A 24,323-nucleotide genomic window follows, 5' to 3' on the forward strand; every position below is an offset into this window, starting at 1 on the left:
GCGAAGCAGTCCGGCACACCCCACCCGCGGAGGCCCGTCACCGCACCCGACAGCCCCGCGCAGCGGCACCGCCCGCCGCAGGCGCAACGGCGGGGAAGCCACAAACGCCGGCCGAGGCAAAGCGCAGCGCTTGGCGCAACGGCGGGGGCACCGCGTAAGCGGGCAATAAACGGCGAGCAACCACCACGGCGGGAAAGACAAAAACGTGGGATACCGTAACCGACCGTGACCACGCTCATCTGGATCGCCCTCGCGATCGTCCTCATCGGTATCTACCTCAGCTGGACGGCCGGCCGCCTCGACCGGCTGCACGCCCGTATCGACGCGGCCAGGGCGGCGCTCGATGCTCAGCTGCTGCGACGGGCGTCCGTCGCGCAGGAGGTGGGGACGTCGGGGGTCCTTGATCCGGCCGCCTCGATCGTCCTCTACCAGGCCGCGCACGAGGCGCGGCAGGCCGAGGAGGACCACCGGGAGGTCGCGGAGAGTGAGCTGAGCCAGGCGCTGCGGGCGATCTTCGCGGAGGAGGCGCAGCTGGAGGCCGTACGGGAGGCGCCGGGGGGTGAGCAGACGGTCGCCGAGCTCACCGCCGCGGTGCGCCGGGTCCCGATGGCGCGGCGCTTTCACAACGACGCCGTACGGGCCGCCCGCGCCGTTCGTCGCCACCGGGTGGTGCGGTATTTTCGGCTGGCCGGTCATGCGCCGTTCCCGCTGGCCTTCGAGATGGACGATGAGCCGCCGGCCGTTCTGGACGATCGCTCGGCCGGGAACTGAGCCTGGCCGCGAGCCGCGAGCGGGCGGCTGCGACTCCCAGCGGTGACGAGCCACTGACCTCTAATTGGCCCTTTTCCCGGTCCGCTCACAAACGGTTGTGTGAGCGCAGCAGTACAGCCACCCGCACTGAGTGAGGTCAAACCGTGTCCAGCACGCCCACCACGTCCCAGAACCCCGAGACCGGAACCGCGCGCGTCAAGCGCGGGATGGCCGAGCAGCTCAAGGGCGGCGTGATCATGGACGTCGTCACGCCGGAAGAGGCGAAGATCGCCGAGGACGCGGGCGCCGTCGCCGTCATGGCCCTGGAGCGGGTCCCCGCCGACATCCGCAAGGACGGTGGCGTGGCCCGGATGTCGGACCCCGACATGATCGACGGCATCATCAACGCCGTCTCCATCCCGGTCATGGCCAAGTCCCGGATCGGCCACTTCGTCGAGGCGCAGGTCCTCCAGTCGCTCGGCGTCGACTACATCGACGAGTCCGAGGTCCTCACCCCGGCCGACGAGGTCAACCACTCCGACAAGTGGGCCTTCACCACCCCCTTCGTGTGTGGTGCCACCAACCTGGGTGAGGCGCTGCGCCGGATCACCGAGGGTGCGGCCATGATCCGCTCGAAGGGGGAGGCCGGTACCGGCAACGTCGTCGAGGCGGTGCGCCACATGCGCCAGATCAAGGGCGAGATCGCTCGGCTGCGCGGCTACGACAACAACGAGCTGTTCGCCGCCGCCAAGGAGCTGCGTGCCCCGTACGAGCTGGTCAAGGAGGTCGCCGAGCTCGGCAAGCTGCCGGTCGTGCTGTTCTCCGCCGGTGGTGTCGCCACCCCGGCCGACGCCGCGCTGATGCGTCAGCTCGGTGCCGAGGGCGTGTTCGTCGGCTCCGGCATCTTCAAGTCCGGTGACCCCGCCAAGCGCGCCGCCGCGATCGTGAAGGCCACCACCTTCTACGACGACCCGAAGGTGATCGCGGACGTCTCCCGCAACCTGGGCGAGGCCATGGTCGGCATCAACTGCGACACCCTCCCCGAGGCCGAGCGCTACGCCAACCGCGGCTGGTAGGACACCGGATGAGCACCCCCACCATCGGTGTGCTGGCTCTCCAGGGCGACGTCCGCGAGCACCTCACCGTGCTCGCCGAGGCGGACGCCCTGGCCAGGCCGGTACGCCGTCCCGAGGAACTGGACGAGATCGACGGCCTGGTCATCCCGGGCGGCGAGTCCACCACGATGTCCAAGCTGGCGGTCGTCTTCGGCATGCTGGAGCCGCTGCGCGCCTTCGTCCGCGCGGGCAAGCCGGTCTACGGCACCTGCGCCGGCATGATCATGGTCGCCGACAAACTGCTGGACGCCCGTGAGGACCAGGAGACGTTCGGCGGCATCGACATGATCGTGCGCCGTAACGCCTTCGGGCGGCAGAACGAATCGTTCGAGGCGGCCATCGACGTCGCCGGGATTCCCGGCGGACCGGTCGAGGGCGTCTTCATCCGGGCGCCCTGGGTCGAGTCGGTCGGTGGTGCGGTCGAGGTCCTGGCGACGTACGACGGGCACACCGTGGCCGTGCGGCAGGGTAACGTCCTCGCCACGTCTTTCCACCCGGAGCTCACCGGCGACCACCGGGTCCACGCCCTGTTCGTGGACATGGTGCGGCGGGCCCGGAAATGATCCCAGGGGCGGGCCACGGCGCTTGATCACGGTCGTGGCCGGGTGACGGGCGGGAGTGACACCGTGTGACCCGGCCCCGGTAGGATCTGAGACGTTCGTTTCAGACGTTGGTTACGCGAAGGAGACAGGCGGATGTCCGGCCACTCTAAATGGGCTACGACGAAGCACAAGAAGGCCGTGATCGATGCCAAGCGCGGCAAGCTCTTCGCGAAGCTGATCAAGAACATCGAGGTCGCGGCCCGTACCGGCGGCGCCGATGTGGACGGCAACCCGACCCTCTTCGACGCCATCCAGAAGGCCAAGAAGAGCTCGGTGCCCAACAAGAACATCGACTCCGCGGTCAAGCGCGGTGCGGGTCTTGAGGCCGGCGGCGCCGACTACGAGACCATCATGTACGAGGGTTACGGCCCCAACGGTGTCGCGGTGCTCATCGAGTGCCTCACCGACAACCGCAACCGTGCCGCCTCGGACGTCCGCGTCGCCATGACCCGCAACGGCGGTTCGATGGCCGACCCGGGTTCGGTGTCGTACCTGTTCAACCGCAAGGGCGTGGTGATCGTCCCCAAGGGTGAACTGTCCGAGGACGACGTCCTGGGCGCGGTCCTGGACGCGGGAGCCGAAGAGGTCAACGACCTCGGCGAGTCCTTCGAGGTGCTCAGCGAGGCCACCGACCTGGTCGCGGTCCGCACGGCCCTCCAGGAGTCCGGCATCGACTACGACTCTGCCGACGCCAACTTCGTCCCGACCATGCAGGTCGAGCTGGAGGAAGAGGGCGCGCGCAAGATCTTCAAGCTGATCGACGCGCTGGAGGACAGCGACGACGTGCAGAACGTCTTCGCCAACTTCGACGTCTCGGACGAGACGATGGCCAAGGTCGACGCCTGACCGGCGCGGCACACTCGGTCGTCTGACGGGCCGGCGGGGACACACCCCGCCGGCCCGTCGGTTTGTCAGTGGCAGCCACTACTGTGCTGATCAGGGGGCATGCGCTTCCGAGACAGGCACAGCTGACCGATAGGCGAGGGGCGGGGACCGATGAAGGTGCTGGGGGTGGACCCGGGGCTGACACGCTGCGGGGTCGGGGTGGTCGACGGCGTCGCCGGCCGGCCGCTGACGATGGTCGGCGTCGGCGTCGTCCGTACCCCCGCGGACGCCGAGATCGCCCAGCGCCTGGTCGAGATCGAGCGCGGGATAGACGCCTGGCTCGACGAGCACCGGCCCGAATTCGTCGCCGTGGAGCGGGTCTTCAGCCAGCACAACGTCCGTACGGTCATGGGCACCGCCCAGGCCAGCGCGGTCGCCATGCTGTGCGCGGCCCGTCGTGGGCTGCCGGTCGCGCTGCACACCCCCAGCGAGGTCAAGGCCGCCGTCACGGGCTCGGGCCGGGCCGACAAGGCCCAGGTCGGCGCGATGGTGACCCGTCTGTTGCGGCTCGACGCGCCACCGAAGCCGGCCGACGCCGCCGATGCCCTCGCCCTCGCCATCTGTCACATCTGGCGCGCCCCCGCGGTCAACCGCCTCCAGCAGGCGCATGCCGCGGCCCGCCGCGCCGCCCCCGTCCGCGCTCCCGGCGTCCGCCGGGCGACACCCCAGAAGGGCACCCGATGATCGCCTTCGTCTCCGGCCCGGTCGCGGCCCTCGCACCGGACTCCGCCGTCGTCGAGGTCGGCGGTATCGGCATGGCCGTCCAGTGCACCCCGGACACCCTCTCCGGCCTGCGCATCGGACAGCAGGCCAAGCTCGCCACCTCCCTCGTCGTCCGCGAGGACTCGCTCACCCTCTACGGCTTCGCCGACGACGACGAGCGGCAGACCTTCGAGCTGCTCCAGACCGCCAGCGGCGTCGGACCCCGGCTCGCCCAGGCGATGCTCGCGGTGCACTCCCCGGACGCCCTGCGGCTGGCCGTCGCCACCGGTGACGAGAAGGCGCTCACCGCCGTGCCCGGCATCGGCAAGAAGGGCGCGCAGAAGCTGCTCCTGGAGCTCAAGGACCGGCTGGGGGAGCCGGTGGGCACCGGCCGGGCGGGCATCGGCAGCGCCGTCACCCCCGGCTGGCGCGACCAGCTGCACGCCGCCCTGATCGGCCTCGGCTACGCCACCCGCGAGGCGGACGAAGCGGTCGCCGCGGTCGCCCCGCAGGCCGAGGCGGCCGTCGCCGACGGCGGAGCCCCCCAGGTGCCGCAGCTGCTCAAGGCCGCCCTCCAGACCCTGAACCGCGCACGGTGACCGCCGCCCTCCGGGCCCCGCGCCCCCGACCGTTCGACCACGCAGGCGGCCCGGCCGCCCCGACCCCGCGAGGCACACCGCAGTGAACTGGGACGACACCGCACCGCCCACCACCGAGGACCCCGCCACGGGCGCGCCCGACCGGCTGGTCGGGGCCGACGCGGACGGTGAGGACACCGCCGTCGAGGCCGCGCTGCGGCCCAAGGACCTCGAGGAATTCGTCGGCCAGGAGCGGGTGCGCGAACAGCTCGACCTGGTGCTGCGCGCCGCCCGCGCCCGCGGCGCCACCGCCGACCACGTCCTGCTGTCCGGGGCGCCGGGCCTCGGCAAGACCACCCTCTCGATGATCATCGCCGCCGAGATGGGCGCCCCGATCCGCATCACCTCCGGCCCCGCCATCCAGCACGCCGGTGATCTCGCCGCGATCCTCTCCTCCCTCCAGGAGGGCGAGGTCCTCTTCCTCGACGAGATCCACCGGATGTCCCGGCCCGCCGAGGAAATGCTCTACATGGCGATGGAGGACTTCCGCGTCGACGTGATCGTCGGCAAGGGCCCGGGCGCCACCGCCATCCCGCTCGAACTCCCCCCGTTCACCCTGGTCGGGGCCACGACCAGGGCCGGTCTGCTGCCGCCCCCGCTGCGCGACCGCTTCGGTTTCACCGCCCATATGGAGTTCTACGCCCCCGCCGAGCTACAGCGGGTCATCCACCGCTCCGCCGGGCTGCTGGACGTCGACATAGAACCCGAGGGCGCCGCCGAGATCGCCGGCCGCTCCCGCGGCACGCCCCGTATCGCCAACCGTCTGCTGCGCCGGGTCCGGGACTACGCCCAGGTGAAGGCCGACGGCGTGATCACCCGCGAGATCGCCTCCCAGGCCCTCGGGGTCTACGAGGTCGACGCCCGCGGCCTGGACCGCCTCGACCGGGCGGTGCTCACGGCCCTGCTCAAGCTGTTCGGCGGCGGCCCGGTGGGCCTGTCCACCCTCGCGGTCGCGGTGGGGGAGGAGCGGGAGACCGTCGAGGAGGTCGCCGAGCCGTTCCTCGTACGGGAAGGACTGCTGGCCAGGACCCCCAGGGGCCGGATCGCGACCCCGGCGGCCTGGGACCATCTGGAGCTCGTCCCGCCGCGGCAGCAGGCGGGCACCGGCGGCCAGCAGGGCTTGTTCGGGGCGTGACGGCGCGGGGACTCGCCCGGTCAGGAACTGCGGTGGGATGCTGTGCGTTGTTCCACTGGTGGGGACTCGCCTAGACTCCGCCGATGCCGTTCGTATGGGCGGCATTCCCACCCCCGTATATGAGATCGCGCATCAGCGGTCGTGCGAAGGAATTTCCGTCCCGTGAATATCGTGACTCTCCTCCCCTTCATCGTCCTCATCGGGGCCATGTTCCTGATGACTCGGTCTGCCAAGAAGAAGCAGCAGGCGGCCGCGCAGATGCGCAATGAAATGCAGGCCGGCACCGGCATCCGGACCATCGGTGGCATGTACGCCACCGTCAAGGAAGTCCACGAGGACACCGTCCTCCTGGAGGTCGCCCCCGGCGTGCACGCCATCTACGCCAAGAACGCCATCGGCGCCGTGCTGGCGGACGAGGAGTACAACCGCATCCTGGACGGTGCCGACCCGATCCACCATGGCGAGCCGATCGTCCCGGACGACGCCTCCTCGCTGACCGGCGACACCGCCGCCGGGGCCGAGAAGGGCGACAAGATCGACCTGGGCAAGACCGCCGCCCCGGCCGACGCCGAGCCCGCCGCGGACCAGCCCGCCGACGAGGCCAAGGACGCCAAGCCCGCCGACGAGGCCAAGGACACCGTCAAGGCGGACACCGACGCCGCGAAGGACGACAAGAAGTCCGGCGACGACGCGAAGTAGTCCACCCCCACGGAACCGCGGAGCACGCGTGGTGTGTCGTGCACCGCGGTTCCGGGACGGTCTAGGCTCCGGCGGGGGCACGTCCCCACAAGACTTCGTGGCCCCTCGGCCGGCATCCCGGTCCGAGGGGTTGGACAGGGAGATACGAGAAGGTGGCAGCACCGAAGAAGGGCCGCAGGGCGCCCGCGAGCCAGGGGCATCCGGGCCGCACCCTGCTCCTGGTCCTCATCGCCATGGCGGGGCTGATCGGAGGGATGTTCTACTCCGGCACGATGACGCCGCGGCTGGGCATCGACCTGGCAGGCGGCACCAGCTTCACGCTGGCGGCGCAGAACCAGCCGGGCAAGCCCAACGCGATCAACGAGACCAACATGAAAACCGCCGCCGGCATCATGGAGCGGCGGGTCAACGGTCTCGGTGTGTCCGAGGCCGAGGTCCAGACGCAGGGCACCGACCACATCATCGTGAACATCCCCAAGGGGACGGACGCGAAGCAGGCCCGCCAGCAGGTCGGCACCACCGCCAAGCTCGGGTTCCGGCCGGTGCTCACCACCACGGCGGGCACCAAGACCCCCGAGCCCAAGCCCAGCCCCTCCAAGGGCGGCGCGAACGGCAAGGCCAAGGGCGACAAGGCCGCGGGTGACCCGGCCAAGGACCAGCCGGGCGCCCAGCAGAGCGCCTCGGCCTCGCAGTCGCCGAACGCCAAGCCGACGACGCAGGGCCGGGCGGTGACGGACGCGCTGAAGAAGGCACCGTCCGCCAAGCCCACCCCCTCCGGCCCGGCCAAGCCCTCCACCCCCGCGGTGCCGCCGACGCCCGGCGCGGACATCCCGCCGGCCCTCCAGAAGCAGCTCAACGCGCTGGACTGCTCCACCAAGCAGAGCCGCGCCGCCGCCGGTGAGAAGGCCGCGAACGCCAAGCCGTCCGACCCGGTCGTGGCGTGCAAGGACGACGGCGCGCAGAAGTACGTGCTCGGCCCGGTCGGCGTCGAGGGCACGGACGTCAGCGACGCCAAGGCCGTCTTCGACAGCCAGGGTGGCCAGGGCTGGATCGTCCAGATGGACTTCACCTCCGAGGGCGGCAAGAAGTTCGCGGACGTCACCGGCAAGCTGGCCGCCAAGGCGCCGCCGCAGAACCAGTTCGGGATCGTGCTGGACGGCGCGGTGGTCTCCGCCCCGTCGGTCAGCAACGCGATCAACGGTGGCAACGCCACGATCTCCGGTGGCTTCACCCAGCAGTCCGCCGAGGACCTGGGCAACATGCTGTCCTACGGCTCCCTGCCGCTCTCCTTCAAGATCGACGACGAGACCACGGTCACCGCGGCGCTCGGTGGCGAGCAGCTGCACGCCGGTCTGATCGCCGGCGCCATCGGCCTCGCACTGGTCGTGGTCTACCTCGTCGCCTACTACCGGGGGCTGGCGCTGGTCGCGCTGGCGAGCCTCCTGGTCTCGGCGATCCTGACGTACACGATCATGACGTTGCTCGGCCCGACCATCGGGTTCGCGCTGAACCTCCCGGCGGTCTGCGGCGCCATCGTGGCCATCGGTATCACCGCCGACTCGTTCATCGTCTACTTCGAACGCGTCCGGGACGAGATCCGCGAGGGCCGCACCCTGCGCCCGGCCGTCGAGCGCGGCTGGCCCCGCGCCCGCCGTACGATCCTGGTCTCCGACTTCGTGTCGTTCCTGGCCGCCGCGGTGCTGTTCATCGTCACCGTCGGCAAGGTGAAGGGCTTCGCGTTCACGCTCGGCCTGACCACCGTCCTCGACGTCATCGTGGTCTTCTACTTCACCAAGCCGCTGATGACGATGCTGGCCCAGCGGAAGTTCTTCGCCGACGGGCACCCCTGGTCCGGTCTCGATCCCAAGCGCCTGGGCGCCAAGCCGCCGCTGCGCCGTCGTCGCGGCGCCGCCCCCACCCAGACGAAGGAGGCGTGATGTCCAAGCTCGGAAACATCGGCGCCCGGCTCTACCGCGGCGAGGTCGGCTACGACTTCATCGGCAAGCGGAAGATCTGGTACGGCATCTCGATCCTCATCACCATCACGGCCATCGTCGGCCTGGCGGTGCGCGGCCTGAACATGGGCATCGAGTTCTCCGGCGGCGCGGTCTTCACCGCGAAGACCTCCGTCTCCACCTCGCAGGTCCAGAGCCAGGCCGAGTCGGCGGCGGGCGGCCACCAGGCCGTCGTGCAGAAGCTCGGCGGCGGTTCGGTGCGCATCCAGATCAGCGGCCTGGACACCAAGCAGGCGGTGCCGGTCCAGGAAGAGCTCGCCAAGGACCTGAACATCCCGGTCAAGGACGTCAACACCCAGTTGGTCGGCCCGAGCTGGGGTGAGGAGATCGCCAACAAGGCATGGCTGGGCCTGGGGATCTTCATGGTCCTCGTGGTGCTCTACCTGGCGATCGCCTTCGAGTGGCGGATGGCGCTCGCCGCCCTGATCGCGCTGATCCACGACCTCACGATCACGGTCGGTGTCTACGCCCTGGTCGGCTTCGAGGTCACGCCCGGCACGGTCATCGGTCTGCTGACCATCCTCGGTTACTCCCTGTACGACACGGTCGTCGTCTTCGACAGCCTCAAGGAAGCCTCCAAGGACCTCACCAAGCAGACCCGCTTCACGTACAGCGAGATCGCCAACCGCTCGATCAACAGCACCCTGGTGCGGTCGATCAACACCACGGTCGTGGCGCTGCTCCCGGTCGCCGGTCTGCTGTTCGTCGGCGGCGGTTTCCTGGGCGCGGGCATGCTCAACGACATCTCGCTGGCCCTGTTCGTCGGCCTCGCCGCCGGTGCGTACTCGTCGATCTTCATCGCGACGCCGCTGGTCGCCGACCTGAAGAACCGCGAGCCGCAGATGAAGGCGCTGGCCAAGCGGGTGAAGGCGAAGCGCGCCGCGGCCGCCGCCAAGGAGGCGAGCCAGGAGGACACCGAGGAGTCGGCCCCCGCCCCGGCGGACGCCGCGGACGGTGCCGCGGTCGTCGGACCGCGCCACCAGCCCGCCTCCCGTAACCGCGGACGCGGCCGCCCCTCGGGGAAGCGCCGATGAGCGCCCCGGCAGAGCTGCGCGAGCTTCTGCTCAGCCGGATCACGGACATCCCCGACCACCCGCAGCCGGGGGTGATGTTCAAGGACATCACCCCGCTGCTGGCCGATCCGGCCGCCTTCGGCGCGCTGACCGAGGCATTCGCCGAGCTGTGCGGACGGCACCGGGTGGACAAGATCGTGGGCCTGGAGGCGCGCGGGTTCATACTCGCCGCTCCGGTCGCGGTCCGGGCCGGCGTCGGCTTCGTCCCCGTCCGCAAGGCGGGCAAGCTGCCCGGCGCGACGCTCGGGCAGTCCTACGAGCTGGAGTACGGCACCGCCGAGATCGAGATCCACACCGATGCGCTGACCCCGGGCGACCGGGTGCTGGTGATCGATGACGTCCTCGCCACCGGCGGGACCGCCGACGCCTCGCTTCAGCTCATCCGCCGCGCGGGCGCCGAGGTCGCGGGCCTGGCCGTGCTGCTGGAGCTCGGCTTCCTGGCCGGGCGGCAGCGGCTGGAGCCGGGGCTCAAGGGCGCTCCGCTGGAGGCCCTGATCACGGTCTGAGCCGGTCGCGGGCAGCGGTTCCGCAGCGGGGGCAGCCGGAAGAATCCGGGTGCCCCCGCTGCTGTGTCATGTACGGACCCATGGCCGCGGGGGAGTCGCGGCCGAGGGGTCGATACCATGGCACCCCGACCCGTTAGAGGTTCTGGGGTCCGGAACCGCCTGAGGAGTGCTCTTGCCAGACGAGGCCCAGCCGCTCTCCCCCGGACTGCGTCCGACGGGATCCGACGCCGCGCGCCCGGACGAGCCGAAGCCCACGGACGTGGCTTCCTCGGACGCGCCCCAGCCCGAGCGGCAGGGTGCGCCCGACGGCACCGCCACGCCCCGGCCGCCGGCCGGCCCGACCTCCGCGTCCCCGGCGCCCGCCGAGCGGCCCAGTACGGCGCCCAAGCCGGGGCCCGCCGCCTCCTCGTCCCAGCCGGCCTCCGCGCCGTCCCGGGCGCCGAAGCCGCCCGCCAAGGCCGACCAGCCCGCCGCCACCAAGCCGCTGCCGCCCGCCCCCGCCGGCCGCTCCGGCTCCCCGAACCGGGTACGGGCCCGACTGGCCCGGCTGGGCGTCCAGCGCTCCAGCCCGTACAACCCGGTCCTGGAGCCGCTGCTGCGGGCCGTCCGCGGCAACGACCCCAAGATCGAGACCGCGACGCTGCGCCAGGTCGAGCGGGCCTACCAGGTCGCCGAGCGCTGGCACCGCGGCCAGAAGCGCAAGAGCGGCGACCCGTACATCACCCACCCGCTCGCGGTGACGACCATCCTCGCCGAGCTGGGCATGGACCCGGCCACGCTGATGGCGGGCCTGCTGCACGACACCGTCGAGGACACCGAGTACGGCCTGGACACCCTGCGCCGCGACTTCGGCGACCAGGTCGCGCTGCTGGTCGACGGCGTCACCAAGCTGGACAAGGTCAAGTTCGGCGAGGCCGCGCAGGCCGAGACCGTCCGCAAGATGGTCGTCGCGATGGCCAAGGACCCGCGCGTCCTGGTCATCAAGCTCGCCGACCGGCTGCACAACATGCGCACCATGCGCTACCTCAAGCGGGAGAAGCAGGAGAAGAAGGCCCGCGAGACGCTGGAGATCTACGCTCCGCTCGCCCACCGCCTGGGCATGAACACCATCAAGTGGGAGCTGGAGGACCTCGCCTTCGCGATCCTCTACCCCAAGATGTACGACGAGATCGTGCGGCTGGTCGCCGAGCGGGCGCCCAAGCGGGACGAGTACCTGGCCATAGTGACCGACGAGGTCCAGGCCGATCTGCGGTCCGCCCGGATCAAGGCCACCGTCACCGGCCGCCCGAAGCACTACTACAGCGTCTACCAGAAGATGATCGTGCGCGGCCGCGACTTCGCCGAGATCTACGACCTGGTGGGCATCCGCGTCCTCGTCGACACCGTCCGCGACTGCTACGCCGCGCTCGGCACCATCCACGCGCGATGGAACCCGGTCCCCGGCCGGTTCAAGGACTACATCGCGATGCCGAAGTTCAACATGTACCAGTCGCTGCACACGACCGTGATCGGCCCCAGCGGCAAGCCCGTTGAGCTCCAGATCCGTACGTTCGACATGCACCGCCGTGCCGAGTACGGCATCGCCGCGCACTGGAAGTACAAGCAGGAAGCGGTCGCCGGCGCCTCCAAGATCCGCACGGACGTACCGAAGAACGCCGGCAAGGGCCAGGACACCGTCAACGACATGGCCTGGCTGCGGCAGTTGCTCGACTGGCAGAAGGAGACCGAGGACCCCGGCGAGTTCCTGGAGTCGCTGCGCTTCGACCTGTCCCGCAACGAGGTCTTCGTCTTCACCCCCAAGGGCGATGTCATAGCGCTGCCGGCCGGTGCCACCCCCGTCGACTTCGCGTACGCGGTGCACACCGAGGTCGGCCACCGCACGATAGGGGCGCGGGTCAACGGGCGCCTCGTCCCGCTCGAATCGACCCTGGACAACGGCGACTTGGTCGAGGTCTTCACCTCCAAGGCGCCGGGCGCCGGACCGTCCCGCGACTGGCTCGGCTTCGTCAAGTCCCCGCGGGCCCGCAACAAGATCCGCGGCTGGTTCTCCAAGGAGCGCCGCGACGAGGCCATCGAGCAGGGCAAGGACTCCATCGCGCGCGCCATGCGCAAGCAGAACCTGCCGATCCAGCGGATCCTGACCGGCGACTCCCTGGTCACCCTCGCGCACGAGATGCGCTACCCCGACATCTCCTCGCTCTACGCCGCCATCGGCGAGGGCCATGTCGCCGCGCAGAGCGTCGTCCAGAAGCTGGTGCAGGCGCTCGGCGGCCAGGACGAGGCCACCGAGGACATCGCCGAGTCGACGCCGATCCGGCCGCGTTCCAAGCGCCGTTCCAGCGCCGACCCCGGGGTGGTCGTCAAGGGCGTCGACGATGTGTGGGTCAAGCTGGCCCGCTGCTGTACGCCGGTGCCGGGTGACCCCATCATCGGCTTCGTCACCCGCGGCAACGGCGTCTCGGTGCACCGCGCCGACTGCGTCAACGTCGACTCGCTGTCCCGGCAGCCGGAGCGGATACTCGACGTCGAATGGGCGCCCACCCAGTCCTCGGTCTTCCTGGTCGCGATCCAGGTCGAGGCGCTGGACCGCTCCCGGCTGCTGTCGGACGTCACCCGCATCCTGTCCGACCAGCACGTCAACATCCTGTCGGCCGCCGTCCAGACCTCCCGCGACCGCGTCGCCACCTCCCGCTTCACCTTCGAGATGGGCGACCCCAAGCACCTGGGGCACGTCCTGAAGGCCGTGCGGAGCGTGGAGGGCGTGTACGACGTCTACCGGGTGACGTCGGCCCGCAGGCCGTAACGGCGTACACAGCAGGCGGCCCCGGTACGGATTCCGTACCGGGGCCGCCTGCTGTTCCGCGCTAACCGCCGAACTCCTCCAGGCCCCTGAGTGCCTGGTCCAGCAGCGCCTTGCGGCCCTCCAGCTCCCGGCCGAGCTTGTCGGCCTTGGCGTTGTTGCCCGCCGCCCGTGCCGTGTCGATCTGCTTCTCCAGCTTGTCGACCGCGTCCTGGAGCTGGCCGGTCAGACCCGCGGCGCGGGCCCGGGCCTCAGGGTTCGTCCGGCGCCACTCGCTCTCCTCGGCCTCCTGGATGGCCCGCTCGACGGCGTGCATCCGGCCCTCGATCTTCGGGCGGGCGTCCCGCGGCACATGGCCGATGGCCTCCCACCGCTCGTTGATCGAGCGGAACGCGGCCCGCGCGGCCTTCAGGTCCGAGACCGGGAGCAGCTTCTCGGCCTCGACGGCCAGCTCCTCCTTGCGGGTCAGATTCTCCCGCTGCTCGGCATCGCGCTCCGCGAAGACCTCACCGCGCGCCTGGAAGAAGACGTCCTGGGCGCCGCGGAAGCGGTTCCACAGATCGTCCTCGTGCTCACGCTGGGCGCGTCCGGCCGCCTTCCAGTCCGCCATCAGCTCGCGGTAGCGGGCCGCGGTGGCCCCCCAGTCCGTCGAGTTCGACAGCGCCTCGGCCTCGGCGACCAGCTTCTCCTTCGCCTTACGGGACTCCTCGCGCTGCGCGTCCAGCGACGCGAAGTGCGCCTTGCGCCGCTTGGAGAACGCCGAGCGGGCGTGCGAGAAGCGGTGCCAGAGTTCGTCGTCCGCCTTGCGGTCGAGCCGCGGCAGGCCCTTCCAGGTGTCGACCAGCGCGCGCAGACGTTCACCGGCCGCCCGCCACTGCTCGCTGGCGGCCAGCTCCTCGGCCTCGGCGACCAGCTTCTCCTTGGCCTCCCGGGCCTCGTGGCTCTGCCGTGCCTTCTGTGCCTTGCGCTCCTCGCGGCGCGATTCGACGGCCTCGACGAGCTTGTCGAGCCGCTTCTTCAGCGCGTCCAGATCGCCCACCGCGTGGTGTTCGTCGACCTGGGTGCGCAGATGCTCGATCGCGGTCGTGGCGTCCTTCGCCGACAGGTCGGTGGTCTTGACCCGGCGCTCGAGGAGGCCGATCTCGACGACCAGGCCCTCATACTTGCGCTCGAAGTAGGCGAGGGCCTCCTCGGGAGTTCCCGCCTGCCACGATCCGACGACCTGCTCGCCATCGGCGGTACGCACGTACACGGTCCCCGTCTCGTCGACGCGGCCCCATGGGTCGCTGCTCACAGCGCCTCCTCCACATGATGCCGACGGGGGCGTGCGGCCCCCCGGCATCGTCCACAGTTTCTGTCCGGCAGAGCCGCGCCCTGACCGGTCCGACGGGCTGAATTGCGGGTGAGGGTGGCAGCCGTCGGAGCAGGCACCCTACCCAACGCCAATCTAGGCGACCGGCGGTCGGCTGTCCGCATCCAGCACGACCGAAATTCCGCGGTTCGCGTGGCTGGGCCGCCGTACCGCCCCAGGTCGCCCGGCAGGTCAGGACTTTTTGACGGTTGCCCGGTCGATCACGACGGTGGCGTTCGGTGCGGTGTTGCCGGTCTGCGGGTCGGGCGTCGAACCGGCCTTGGCGATCTTCTTCAGCACGTCCATACCGCCGGTGACGGTGCCGAACGGTGTGTAGTTGGGAGGCAGCTTGCTGTCCTGGTAGACGAGGAAGAACTGGCTGCCGCCGGAGTCGCGGGTCTTGTCGCTCTGCCCGTCGTAGCGGTTGGCCATCGCGACCGTGCCCGCCGGATAGACGCCGCCCTTGAGCCGGGGGTCCTTGAGGTTCTCGTCCGGGATGGTGTAGCCGGGCGTGCCCTGGCCGGTGCCCTTCGGGTCGCCGCACTGGAGGACGTAGATGCCCTGGTCGACCAGGCGGTGGCACTTGCTGTGGTCGAAGTAGCCCTGACCGGCCAGGAAGGCGAAGGAGTTGACCGTGTGCGGCGCCTTGCCGGCGTCCAGCTTCAGCTCGATCGTGCCGCAGGTCGTCGCCAGCTTCGCGGAGTAGGAAGCCGAGGTGTCGACGGACATCGCCGGCTCCTTCTTCCAGGTCTTGGTGGACGGCGTGCCCTTGGCGGGCTTGCCGCACGGGTCCGGGGCCTTGGAGGGGGACGGGGCGGCCGCCCGGTCGGCGTCCTTGCCGGTGCCCGCCAGCCCGGTGGTGGCGTAGGCGGTGACGCCGGCGGCCAGGGCGACGGCCATGGCGGAGGCGATGACCACATTGCGGCGTTTGGTCTTCCGCTGTGCCGTGGACCGCCGTTGCTGCTGGCGCTCGTACTTCTCCCTGGCGAGCTGCCGCCGCCGCTGATCTCTGCTGACCACCGGTCGTCTCCTTCGTCCGATCACCGATCGCTGTCGTCGCCGTGGCCGTACCGTATACGGGTTCGCTCTGCCGGGAGTCCCGCCGGTAGGCTCTGGAGCTGCCGAGATGTTCCGGGAGCGGTCCCGTGGACCGACCCCCACCACCGACCTTTAAGGACGAACGTGCTGATTGCCGGGTTCCCCGCCGGGGCCTGGGGCACCAATTGCTACTTGGTCGCCCCCGCCGCCGGCGAGGAGTGCGTCATCATCGACCCGGGCCACCAGGCGGCCCAAGGCGTCGAGGACGCGGTCGCAAAGCATCGGCTCAAGCCCGTCGCGGTCGTTCTCACCCATGGCCACCTCGACCATGTCGCCTCCGTGGTCCCGGTGTGCGGCGCGCACGACGTCCCGGCCTGGATCCACCCCGAGGACCGCTTCATGATGAGCGACCCGGAGAAGGCCCTCGGCCGCTCCATCGGTCAGCAGCTCATGGGCGAACTCACCGTGGGGGAGCCGGACGACGTCAAGGAGCTGAGCGACGGTGCCGCCCTGGAACTCGCCGGGATGGAGTTCTCCGTCGCGCACGCCCCGGGCCATACCAAGGGGTCGGTGACGTTCAGGATGCCTGAGCAGGCGGACATTCCGCCGGTCTTCTTCTCCGGCGACCTGCTCTTCGCCGGCTCCATCGGACGCACCGACCTGCCGGGCGGCGATCACGCCGAGATCCTTCAGTCGCTGGCCCGTGTGTGCCTGCCGCTGGAGGACTCGACCGTCGTCCTGTCCGGCCACGGCCCCCAGACCACCATCGGCCGCGAGCGCGCCACCAACCCCTTCCTGCGGGCTGTGTCCTCTGGGGGACACCCCCAGACCCCCGCGCCCGCCGGCCTCGGAGACGGCTTCCGCGCCGCTCCACGACGAGGAATGTGACGAGACCTTCCGTGAGCACCTTCAAGGCCCCCAAGGGCACGTACGACCTGATTCCGCCGCAGTCCGCCACCTATCTCGCGGTGCGCGAGGCGATCGCCGCGCCGCTGAAGAACTCCGGGTACGGCTATGTCGAGACGCCCGGTTTCGAGAACGTCGAGCTGTTCGCGCGCGGTGTCGGTGAGTCCACCGACATCGTGACCAAGGAGATGTACGCCTTCGAGACCAAGGGCGGCGACCGGCTGGCGCTGCGCCCCGAGGGCACCGCGTCCGTGCTGCGCGCCGCGCTGGAGGCCAACCTCCACAAGGCGGGCAACCTCCCGGTCAAGCTCTGGTACTCCGGCTCGTACTACCGCTACGAGCGTCCGCAGAAGGGCCGTTACCGCCACTTCTCCCAGGTCGGTGCCGAGGCCATCGGCGCCGAAGACCCGGCGCTGGACGCCGAGTTGATCATCCTGGCCGACCAGGCGTACCGCGCGCTGGGGCTGCGGAACTTCCGCATCCTGCTCAACTCCCTGGGCGACAAGGAGTGCCGCCCCGTCTACCGGGCCGCGCTCCAGGACTTCCTGCGCGGCCTGGACCTGGACGAGGACACCCGGCGCCGGGTCGACATCAACCCGCTGCGCGTCCTGGACGACAAGCGCGAGTCCGTACAGAAGCAGCTCGACGGGGCGCCCAAGCTCCGCGACTACCTCTGCGAGGCATGCAAGGCGTACCACGAGCAGGTGCGTGAGCTGCTGACCGCGGCGGGCGTGGCCTTCGAGGACGACGAGAAGCTGGTCCGCGGCCTGGACTACTACACCCGCACCACCTTCGAGTTCGTCCACGACGGCCTCGGCTCGCAGTCCGCGGTGGGCGGCGGCGGCCGCTACGACGGTCTCTCGGAGATGATCGGCGGCCCCGCGCTGCCGTCCGTCGGCTGGGCGCTGGGCGTCGACCGCACGGTGCTGGCGCTGGAGGCGGAGGGCGTCACGCTCGACATCCCCGCCGCCACGGCCGTCTACGCGGTGCCGCTCGGCGAGGAGGCCCGCCGGGTGCTGTTCGGCGTGGTCACCGAGCTGCGGCGGGCCGGCGTCGCCACCGACTTCGCGTTCGGCGGCAAGGGCCTGAAGAACGCCATGAAGTCCGCCAACCGCTCCGGCGCGCGGCTGGCGCTGGTGGCCGGCGAGCGGGACCTGGCCGAGGGCGTCGTCCAGCTCAAGGACCTGGAGAGCGGTGAGCAGACCGCGGTCGCGCTGGACGCCGTGGCCGACGAGGTCCGGCGCACGCTGGGCTGAGCCCGCGGGACGGCGGACCCGAGGGGCCCGGACGGCGATCGGCCGGCCGGGCCCCTCGTGCGTGCCGGGCCCTCCGTCCGCCGGGCGCCCGGTGTCAACGGCGGCGGTGCCGTCATCCCGGCGAAGGGTTTCCGGCGCGGCCGCACCGGTGGCGGAGGGCAGCGTGCGGGCGGCAGACGGGGCGGTGGCCCCGCGAATGCTGAGAGAACGCTGTGTGCGGGCGCCTCTTCTTTATGCTCATCGCACAGTGGGTCATGGTGGAGTTGGGGCAGAATGAACGGCGTGGCCACTCTCGGGCCCGCGCTCAGCCCCGACTCCCAGGGATCGACGGAACGGCGATATGACGACGACAGCGCTTGACGACGTGTCCACCGACGACGACCGCGCGAGCGGCCCGGGCACCATCGGCTCGGGTCGCGGATACGCCCTGCTCCTGGTGATCACCGGCGCGCTGGGTCTGCTGGCGGCCTGGGTCATCACCCTGGACAAGTTCGAGCTGCTGAAGGACCCGCACTACAAGCCGGCCTGTAGCCTCAACCCGATCATCTCCTGCGGCAACATCATGCAGAGCAAGCAGGCGGAGGTCTTCGGCTTCCCGAACCCGGTCGCCGGGCTGGTCGCCTTCGGCGCGGTTGTCGCGATCGGCATGGCCCTGCTGGCCGGCGGCCGCTTCCGCCGCTGGTACTGGATCGGGCTGAACATCGGCACGCTGCTCGGCACGGTCTTCTGCATGTGGCTGATGTCCCAGTCGCTGTACGTGATCAACTCGCTCTGCCTGTGGTGCACGCTGACCTGGATGGTCACCATCCTGATGTTCTGGTACACCACCGTGCACAACATCAAGCACGGCATCATCCCGGCCCCCGCGGGGCTGCGCCGGACCGTGCTGGAGTTCCACTGGGTCGTGCCGGTGCTCTGGTACGGCGTGATCGCGCTGCTGATCCTCACCAAGTGGTGGTCGTACTGGAGCAGCCTGATCTGAGGTCCCGCCCGCCGCGTTGTCCGCGCCCCGGCCCCGTCCATGACGGCGGCCGGGGCGTTGTCAGTGGGGTGGCTTAGGCTCGTGATCGTGGAGCCCGACCTGTTCACCGCCGCTGCCGAAGACCGCCAGGAGAAGGACCCCGCGGGGTCCCCGCTCGCCGTCCGGATGCGCCCGCGCACCCTCGACGAAGTCGTGGGCCAGCAGCATCTGCTCAAGCCGGGCTCGCCGCTGCGCAGGCTGGTGGGTGAGGGCAACGGCGGGCCTGCGGGCCCGTCCTCGGTGTTCCTGTGGGGGCCGCCCGGTATCGGCAAGACGACCCTGGCGTATGTCGTCAGCCAGGCGACGAACAAGCGCTTCGTGGAGCTCTCGGCGATCACGGCGGGCGTCAAGGAGGTCCGCGCGGTCATCGACGGTGCGCGGCGGGCCTCGGGCGGCTATGGCAAGGAGACCGTCCTCTTCCTCGACGAGATCCACCGCTTCAGCAAGGCCCAGCAGGATTCCCTGCTGCCCGCCGTGGAGAACCGCTGGGTCACCCTGATCGCCGCGACGACCGAGAACCCGTATTTCTCGGTGATCTCGCCGCTGCTGTCCCGCTCCCTGCTGCTGACCCTCGAACCCCTCACGGACGACGATCTGCGCGGGCTGCTGCGGCGTGCGCTGACCGATGCGCGCGGGCTGGCGGGCGCGGTGACCCTGCCCGAGGACACCGAGGGGCATCTGCTGCGGATCGCCGGCGGCGATGCCCGGCGTGCGCTGACGGCCCTGGAGGCCGGTGCCGGTTCCGCGCTGGCCAAGGGCGAGAAGGAGATCACCCTCCAGACGCTGGAGGAGTCCGTCGACCGGGCGGCGGTGAAGTACGACCGGGACGGCGATCAGCACTACGACGTCGCCAGCGCGCTGATCAAGTCCATCCGGGGCTCGGACGTCGACGCCGCGCTGCATTATCTGGCGCGCATGATCGAGGCGGGGGAGGACCCGCGGTTCATCGCCCGCCGGCTGATGATCTCGGCGAGCGAGGACATCGGCCTGGCCGACCCCACGGCCCTGCCGACCGCGGTCGCCGCCGCCCAGGCCGTGGCGATGATCGGCTTCCCCGAGGCGCGGATCACGCTGAGCCAGGCCACCATCGCGCTCGCCCTGGCGCCGAAGTCGAACGCCGCGTATCTGGCCATCGACGCCGCCCTGGCGGACGTCCGGGCCGGTCAGGCGGGAGCGGTGCCGCCGCATCTGCGCGACAGCCACTACAAGGGCGCTCAGAAGCTCGGCCACGGCCAGGGCTATCAGTATCCGCACGACCTGCCGGGCGGTATCGCGGCCCAGCAGTACGCGCCGGACGAGGTGCACGGCAAGCGGTACTACGCGCCCACCCGCCATGGTGCGGAGGCGCGCTACGCCGATGTCGTCGAGCGGGTGCGGACGCGTCTGCGCGCCGACTCCGGTGAGAGCGCCGCCGAGTAGCCCTCCGCGGGGCGGCGCCGCCGGACTACTCCGCCGCCGCCTCGAAGAGCAGATGCATCGCCCGCCGCAGGTCCGCCACGTCCCGCACGGGCTCGGGGAAGTCGAACCGCGCGTCGAAGATGTGCTGCCTGGCGTCGGTGAAGCGGACCCGCAGCCCGAAGCGGTCCAGGCCCACCGGTACGGCCCGGCCGCGCAGCCCGCAGCCGCCCTCGCGGTCGCCGAGCAGGGCGCACAGCCCGCGTACCTGCTCGCTGTGCGCGGCGTGCAGATGCTGGAGCAGCTCCGCCTCGTGGGCGACCAGCGGATCGGCGGCCGCGTGGGCGAAGTCGTCCGGTTCGACGGACTCGGTGCCCCACAGATCGTCCACCGCGCCCTCGCCGACCTCCAGGCGCAGCATCATCCAGGCGCTCCGCCCGTACAGCCCCGGTGCGGGGTCCGGCTGAAGTGCCTCGCCGATGCCGAGCAGCTCGCCCACCGGGTGCCGCTCGGCGAGCAGCAGCGCCGCCTCGGCCCGCTGCGCATTGCGGACGGGGGTGAGCCAGCCGGCCACCCAGGCCCGTCCGCGGATGCGATGGGGCACGGAAACGGGCGCGACATCCGTGATCTCCATCACGGCTGTGAGGTCGTCGTCCTGCGCGTGTGCCGCCGCCCGAGCCGCCGCGGAGTCCCCGGAAACCAGCAACAGCACGTCTCCGTCGGGTGTCACGGTCCGGCAGACCGGTGCCGAGAGACCGGTCTCGTCGGGATCCTCGACACCGGGGATGCTCAGAGACGCCATACCATTGGACTCGACGAGGGTTCGTATGCGCTCGGCGGCAGTGGGCTGCTGGGCGCCTTCCACGGGACGCGGCTGACCCGCCTCGGTGCGGTGTGCACTGGGCAGGGGGATCCCAGGTCGAAACATGCGTTCTCCTCGCGCTAAGGTAAGCCTCACCTAACTTACACGGAGGTCCGTTCCACGTGAACCAGTCGCGTCCCAAGGTCAAGAAGTCCCGCGCGCTCGGCATCGCGCTGACGCCGAAGGCCGTCAAGTACTTCGAGGCCCGTCCCTACCCGCCCGGCGAGCACGGCCGTGGCCGCAAGCAGACCAGTGACTACAAGGTCCGTCTGCTCGAGAAGCAGCGTCTGCGTGCGCAGTACGACATCAGCGAGCGCCAGATGGCGCGTGCCTACGACCGCGCTCGGAAGGTCGAAGGCAAGACCGGCGAAGCGCTGATCATCGAGCTTGAGCGCCGTCTGGACGCGCTCGTCCTGCGTTCGGGCATCGCCCGCACGATCTACCAGGCTCGCCAGATGGTCGTCCACGGCCACATCTCGGTGAACGACCGCAAGGTCGACAAGCCGTCCTTCCGCGTCCGCCCCGGCGACGTCGTGATGGTCCGCGAGCGCAGCCGCGAGAAGCACCCCTTCCAGGTCGCGCGTGAGGGTGGCTACGCCCCCGACGGCGAGACCCCGCGCTACCTCGAGGTCAACCTCCAGGCTCTGGCGTTCCGCCTCGACCGGGACCCGAACCGCAAGGAGATCCCGGTGATCTGCGACGAGCAGCTCGTCGTCGAGTACTACGCCCGCTAAGCACCACCGCAGGCGCAGCACCACGCTCAGCCCGCCGTCTCCCCGCCGCTCGCGGAGGGGGAGGCGGCGGGCTCGCTCGTGCCCGGCGGCGTGATCCGCACCGTCCAGGGCCGGGCGGGCGCCGGACCCTCGGTCCGCAGCCCCCGGGCCACCGCCGCGTCCAGGCCGAGGAGCTCGCCCCTGCGCAGGGCGCGCTCGTAGCGCTCGGCCCCCAGCCGCTGCCGCGCCTGTTCCTCGCACAGCACATGCGGCCGGCGGAAGTGGCGCGAGCCGAACAGCGGCAGCCCCACCGACGGCCAGATCCGCCCCGCGGCGCCCTGGAGCACCGCCGCCGCCTCCGCGTCCCCCTCGCCGAGCGTGACCATCGCCAGCAGTTCGAGCGCCAGCACCACGCCCAGCAGGTCGTGGAAGGCGTGATGGACGGCCAGCGACTCCTCCAGCAGGGCCCGGGCCCGCTCGCCCTCGCCCCGCGACCAGGCCGCGTACCCCAGCACGAACTGGGCGTACGCCCGCGTCCAGCGCTCCCCGTGCTCCGTACACACCTCCACCACGTCCTCGCACAGCCGCACCGCGTCCGCCGGCTCGCCCCGGAAGGCCACCGCCATCGCCAGCTCGACCTGCGCCAGCAGCACGGTGCCGTTGAGCTCGCCGATCTCCCGGTAGCGCCGCAGCGCTCCGCGCAGCAGCTCCTCGGCGCGCGGCATGTCGTCGCAGACCAGCGCCAGACAGCCGGTGCGGTGCAGCGCGTAGGCGGCCGCGGTGGCGTTGCCGGTCCGCTCGGCCTCGTCCCGGCACTCCTGTAGTGCCCCCAGCGCACCGATGGTGTCCCCCTGGAGCACCGCGACATAGCCGGTCACCCACAGCGCCTTCAGCCGTGCGTCGTCGTGGTCGCTCTCCAGCTCCAGGGCCCGGTCCAGCCAGTGCCGGCCCTCGGAGAGCCGGCCGCAGCCCACCCAGTAGAACCACAGGGTGCCCGCCAGATACTGGCCCAGATGGGTATCGGCGGGGCACTCCAGGCTCTTCTCCAGCGCCACCCGCAGATTGGGCAGCTCGGCCTCGATCCGGGCCGCGATCTCGGCCTGCCGGGAGCTGAACCAGTCCAGTTCGCACCAGGTGGCCAGCCCCAGGTACCAGTCGCGGTGCCGGCGCCGCAGCCGGTCACCGTCGTGCGTCGCCGCCAGCCAGTCCGCGCCGTAGGCCCGTACGGTGTCCAGCATCCGGTAGCGCACCCCGGCCGCGGTCTCCTCCCGCACCAGCACCGACTGGGCGACCAACTCCGCGATGACATCGAGGAGTTCGTCGGCCGGCAGCTCCGGTCCTGAGCAGACGTACTCCACCGCCTCCAGGTCGAACTGCCCGGCGAAGACCGACAGCCGCGCCCACAGCAGCCGCTCCCCGGGCGTACACAGCTCATGGCTCCAGCCGATCGCGGTACGCAGCGTCTGGTGGCGCGGCAGGGCACCGCGGCCGGTGCCGGTCAGCAGCCGGAAGCGGTCGTCGAGCCGCTGGAGCACCTGGTCGACGGAGAGTGCGCGCAGCCGCCCGGCGGCCAGCTCCAGCGCGAGCGGAATCCCGTCGAGCCGCGCACAGAGCTCGGTGACCGCGGCCTCGTTGGCCTCCTCGACGGTGAAGGCGCCGAGCACCGCCGCCGCCCGGTCGGCGAACAGGGCGGTCGCATCGGCGGTGTTCAGCGGCGCCAGCGCCATGTTCTGCTCGCCGGTGAGCCCGAGCGGCCGTCGTCCGGCGGCCAGCACCCGCAGCCCCGGGGCGCGGCGCAGCAGCTCCGCGGTCAGCTCGGCGCAGGCGTCGACCAGATGCTCGTAGCCGTCCAGGACGAGCAGCAGTTCCCGGCCGGCGAGGTGGTCACAGAGCGCGGCGCGCACCGGGCGGCCGCCGTGGTCGGCCGGCCCCAGCGCCTCGGCGACGGCGTGGTCCAGGAGGTGCGGTTCGCGCAGGGACGCGAGTTCGACCAGCCACACCCCATCGCAGAAGCGATCCTGCAAGATCGCTGCGGCATGGCGGGCGAGACGTGACTTCCCGATGCCGCCGAGGCCGGTGAGCGTCACCAGCCGGGCCGATTCCAGCTGCCGTGCCAGCGCGGCCAGTTCGTCGTCGCGGCCGACGAAGCGGTTGAGTTCCGCGGGCAGGTTCCCCGGCCTGCCCGGTGCCCGCAGACGCTCGGGGGAAGGGCGGGAGAGGGGACCGGGGCGCGTGAGGCGTCGCATGGCACACGGAGCGTACTCGGCAGGATGCGGACCGTACAATCACGCCGCGGGATTCCCCCGGCGGCCACCCCGGGTGACCGGGAACGGGGTACGGACGGACAGTCACGGCGCGATAAGGTCAAGGTTGCCGTTCGAGCAGGACGAGAACCAGACCAAACCAGTCGGAGAGTGGTGCCAACGTGTCCGGTGGAGAGGTGGCCGGGATCCTCGTGGCCGTCTTCTGGGCGATCCTTGTGTCGTTCCTCGCCCTCGTGCTGGTGAGGCTCGCACAGACGCTCAAGGCGACCACCAAGATGGTGGCCGAGGTGTCCGACAAGGCCGTGCCGCTCCTCGCCGACGCCTCCGCAACGGTCCGCTCCGCGCACACCCAGCTGGCCCGCGTCGATGCCATCGCCGCCGACGTCCAAGAGGTCACCGCCAACGCCTCCGCGCTCTCCTCGACCGTGTCCTCCGCCTTCGGCGGCCCGCTGGTCAAGGTGGCGGCGTTCGGCTACGGCGTGCGCCGCGCGATCGGCAAGAAGGGCGAACCGGAGCCGAAGCGCACCGTCGTCCCCGGCCGTATCCTGCCCGGCGCCCGCCGCGGCGGGCGCCGCAACCGTCGCTCCAAGGACTGAT

At 71.0% G+C, this 24,323-nt stretch carries 22 protein-coding genes; 18 read left to right on the forward strand and 4 right to left on the reverse strand.

The genetic code is table 11. The features are described from left to right. The first annotated feature begins 225 nt into the window (after positions 1–225). The 12 genes from ACFWJW_RS19840 to ACFWJW_RS19895 all read left to right on the forward strand — a co-directional run bounded on the left by ACFWJW_RS19840 (position 226) and on the right by ACFWJW_RS19895 (position 12,923). A complete protein-coding gene (locus ACFWJW_RS19840; RefSeq protein ID WP_387242714.1) occupies positions 226–771 on the forward strand; it encodes a hypothetical protein in 546 nt (181 codons plus the stop codon). A 143-nt stretch (positions 772–914) separates the two neighbouring features. Beyond that, complete coding sequence (gene pdxS / locus ACFWJW_RS19845; protein WP_387242717.1) at positions 915–1,826, forward strand: pyridoxal 5'-phosphate synthase lyase subunit PdxS; 912 nt, start codon at positions 915–917, stop codon at positions 1,824–1,826. Positions 1,827–1,834: 8 nt separating this feature from the next. After that, positions 1,835–2,428, forward strand: a complete 594-nt coding sequence (pdxT, locus tag ACFWJW_RS19850; protein WP_387242720.1) for a pyridoxal 5'-phosphate synthase glutaminase subunit PdxT — start codon at positions 1,835–1,837, stop codon at positions 2,426–2,428. A gap of 132 nt (positions 2,429–2,560) precedes the next feature. Further along, positions 2,561–3,313: a YebC/PmpR family DNA-binding transcriptional regulator gene (locus ACFWJW_RS19855; protein WP_387242723.1), complete on the forward strand. Its 753-nt coding sequence runs from the start codon at positions 2,561–2,563 to the stop codon at positions 3,311–3,313. 150 nt (positions 3,314–3,463) lie between these two features. Next, a complete protein-coding gene (gene ruvC, locus ACFWJW_RS19860) occupies positions 3,464–4,036 on the forward strand; it encodes a crossover junction endodeoxyribonuclease RuvC (protein WP_387242726.1) in 573 nt (190 codons plus the stop codon). Next, positions 4,033–4,653, forward strand: a complete 621-nt coding sequence (ruvA, locus tag ACFWJW_RS19865) for a Holliday junction branch migration protein RuvA (protein ID WP_387242729.1) — start codon at positions 4,033–4,035, stop codon at positions 4,651–4,653. Before ruvC ends, ruvA begins: the two co-directional genes overlap by 4 nt. A gap of 82 nt (positions 4,654–4,735) precedes the next feature. Next, positions 4,736–5,827 carry a Holliday junction branch migration DNA helicase RuvB gene (gene ruvB / locus ACFWJW_RS19870; RefSeq protein WP_387242732.1) on the forward strand — a complete coding sequence of 364 codons (1,092 nt, stop codon included), beginning with the start codon at positions 4,736–4,738 and terminating at the stop codon, positions 5,825–5,827. 162 nt (positions 5,828–5,989) lie between these two features. After that, positions 5,990–6,526: a preprotein translocase subunit YajC gene (gene yajC, locus ACFWJW_RS19875; protein WP_387242735.1), complete on the forward strand. Its 537-nt coding sequence runs from the start codon at positions 5,990–5,992 to the stop codon at positions 6,524–6,526. 152 nt (positions 6,527–6,678) lie between these two features. Beyond that, positions 6,679–8,463: a protein translocase subunit SecD gene (gene secD / locus ACFWJW_RS19880; protein ID WP_387242738.1), complete on the forward strand. Its 1,785-nt coding sequence runs from the start codon at positions 6,679–6,681 to the stop codon at positions 8,461–8,463. Then, complete coding sequence (gene secF / locus ACFWJW_RS19885) at positions 8,463–9,575, forward strand: protein translocase subunit SecF (protein ID WP_387242741.1); 1,113 nt, start codon at positions 8,463–8,465, stop codon at positions 9,573–9,575. Before secD ends, secF begins: the two co-directional genes overlap by 1 nt. Further along, positions 9,572–10,120: an adenine phosphoribosyltransferase gene (locus tag ACFWJW_RS19890; protein ID WP_387242744.1), complete on the forward strand. Its 549-nt coding sequence runs from the start codon at positions 9,572–9,574 to the stop codon at positions 10,118–10,120. The genes secF and ACFWJW_RS19890 overlap by 4 nt, the downstream gene beginning before the upstream one ends. A 172-nt stretch (positions 10,121–10,292) precedes the next feature. Further along, positions 10,293–12,923 carry a RelA/SpoT family protein gene (locus ACFWJW_RS19895; protein WP_387242747.1) on the forward strand — a complete coding sequence of 877 codons (2,631 nt, stop codon included), beginning with the start codon at positions 10,293–10,295 and terminating at the stop codon, positions 12,921–12,923. Between the two features lie 61 nt (positions 12,924–12,984). Here the strand turns inward: ACFWJW_RS19895 and ACFWJW_RS19900 are convergent, their stop codons facing one another. Next, positions 12,985–14,214 (reverse strand): DUF349 domain-containing protein, encoded by a 1,230-nt coding sequence (locus tag ACFWJW_RS19900; RefSeq protein ID WP_387242749.1) that lies wholly within the window; start codon positions 14,212–14,214, stop codon positions 12,985–12,987. Positions 14,215–14,463: 249 nt separating this feature from the next. Next, on the reverse strand, positions 14,464–15,291 hold the full coding sequence (locus ACFWJW_RS19905; RefSeq protein ID WP_387242752.1) for a peptidylprolyl isomerase: 828 nt from the start codon (positions 15,289–15,291) through the stop codon (positions 14,464–14,466). Positions 15,292–15,453: 162 nt separating this feature from the next. Here ACFWJW_RS19905 and ACFWJW_RS19910 point away from each other — a divergent pair, with 162 nt between their 5' ends. The 4 genes from ACFWJW_RS19910 (at position 15,454) to ACFWJW_RS19925 (ending at position 19,911) form a co-directional block, all read left to right on the forward strand. Then, the gene (locus tag ACFWJW_RS19910; protein ID WP_387242755.1) at positions 15,454–16,197 is read left to right on the forward strand and encodes an MBL fold metallo-hydrolase; all 744 of its coding nucleotides are present in this window, start codon (positions 15,454–15,456) and stop codon (positions 16,195–16,197) included. Between the two features lie 11 nt (positions 16,198–16,208). Next, entirely contained in the window at positions 16,209–17,471 is a 1,263-nt protein-coding gene (hisS, locus tag ACFWJW_RS19915; RefSeq protein ID WP_387242758.1) for a histidine--tRNA ligase, read from the forward strand. A 340-nt stretch (positions 17,472–17,811) separates the two neighbouring features. Continuing rightward, positions 17,812–18,453: a vitamin K epoxide reductase family protein gene (locus ACFWJW_RS19920; protein ID WP_387242760.1), complete on the forward strand. Its 642-nt coding sequence runs from the start codon at positions 17,812–17,814 to the stop codon at positions 18,451–18,453. Between the two features lie 87 nt (positions 18,454–18,540). After that, positions 18,541–19,911, forward strand: coding sequence for a replication-associated recombination protein A (locus tag ACFWJW_RS19925; protein WP_387242763.1), 1,371 nt, complete (start codon positions 18,541–18,543; stop codon positions 19,909–19,911). Positions 19,912–19,936: 25 nt separating this feature from the next. Here ACFWJW_RS19925 and ACFWJW_RS19930 read toward each other — a convergent pair whose 3' ends face one another. Next, positions 19,937–20,689 (reverse strand): DUF2470 domain-containing protein, encoded by a 753-nt coding sequence (locus tag ACFWJW_RS19930; RefSeq protein ID WP_387242983.1) that lies wholly within the window; start codon positions 20,687–20,689, stop codon positions 19,937–19,939. Positions 20,690–20,871: 182 nt separating this feature from the next. Between ACFWJW_RS19930 and rpsD the strand changes: the two genes are divergently transcribed. Further along, on the forward strand, positions 20,872–21,483 hold the full coding sequence (gene rpsD / locus ACFWJW_RS19935; RefSeq protein ID WP_045867327.1) for a 30S ribosomal protein S4: 612 nt from the start codon (positions 20,872–20,874) through the stop codon (positions 21,481–21,483). 26 nt (positions 21,484–21,509) lie between these two features. Here the strand turns inward: rpsD and ACFWJW_RS19940 are convergent, their stop codons facing one another. Then, positions 21,510–23,708, reverse strand: a complete 2,199-nt coding sequence (locus tag ACFWJW_RS19940; protein ID WP_387242767.1) for an ATP-binding protein — start codon at positions 23,706–23,708, stop codon at positions 21,510–21,512. Between the two features lie 179 nt (positions 23,709–23,887). Between ACFWJW_RS19940 and ACFWJW_RS19945 the strand changes: the two genes are divergently transcribed. Next, a complete protein-coding gene (locus tag ACFWJW_RS19945; protein WP_387242770.1) occupies positions 23,888–24,322 on the forward strand; it encodes a DUF948 domain-containing protein in 435 nt (144 codons plus the stop codon). Position 24,323: the final 1 nt, after the last annotated feature.

The organism is Streptomyces sp. NPDC127097 (genome assembly GCF_042724075.1).
Classification (GTDB): Bacteria; Actinomycetota; Actinomycetes; order Streptomycetales; family Streptomycetaceae; genus Streptomyces.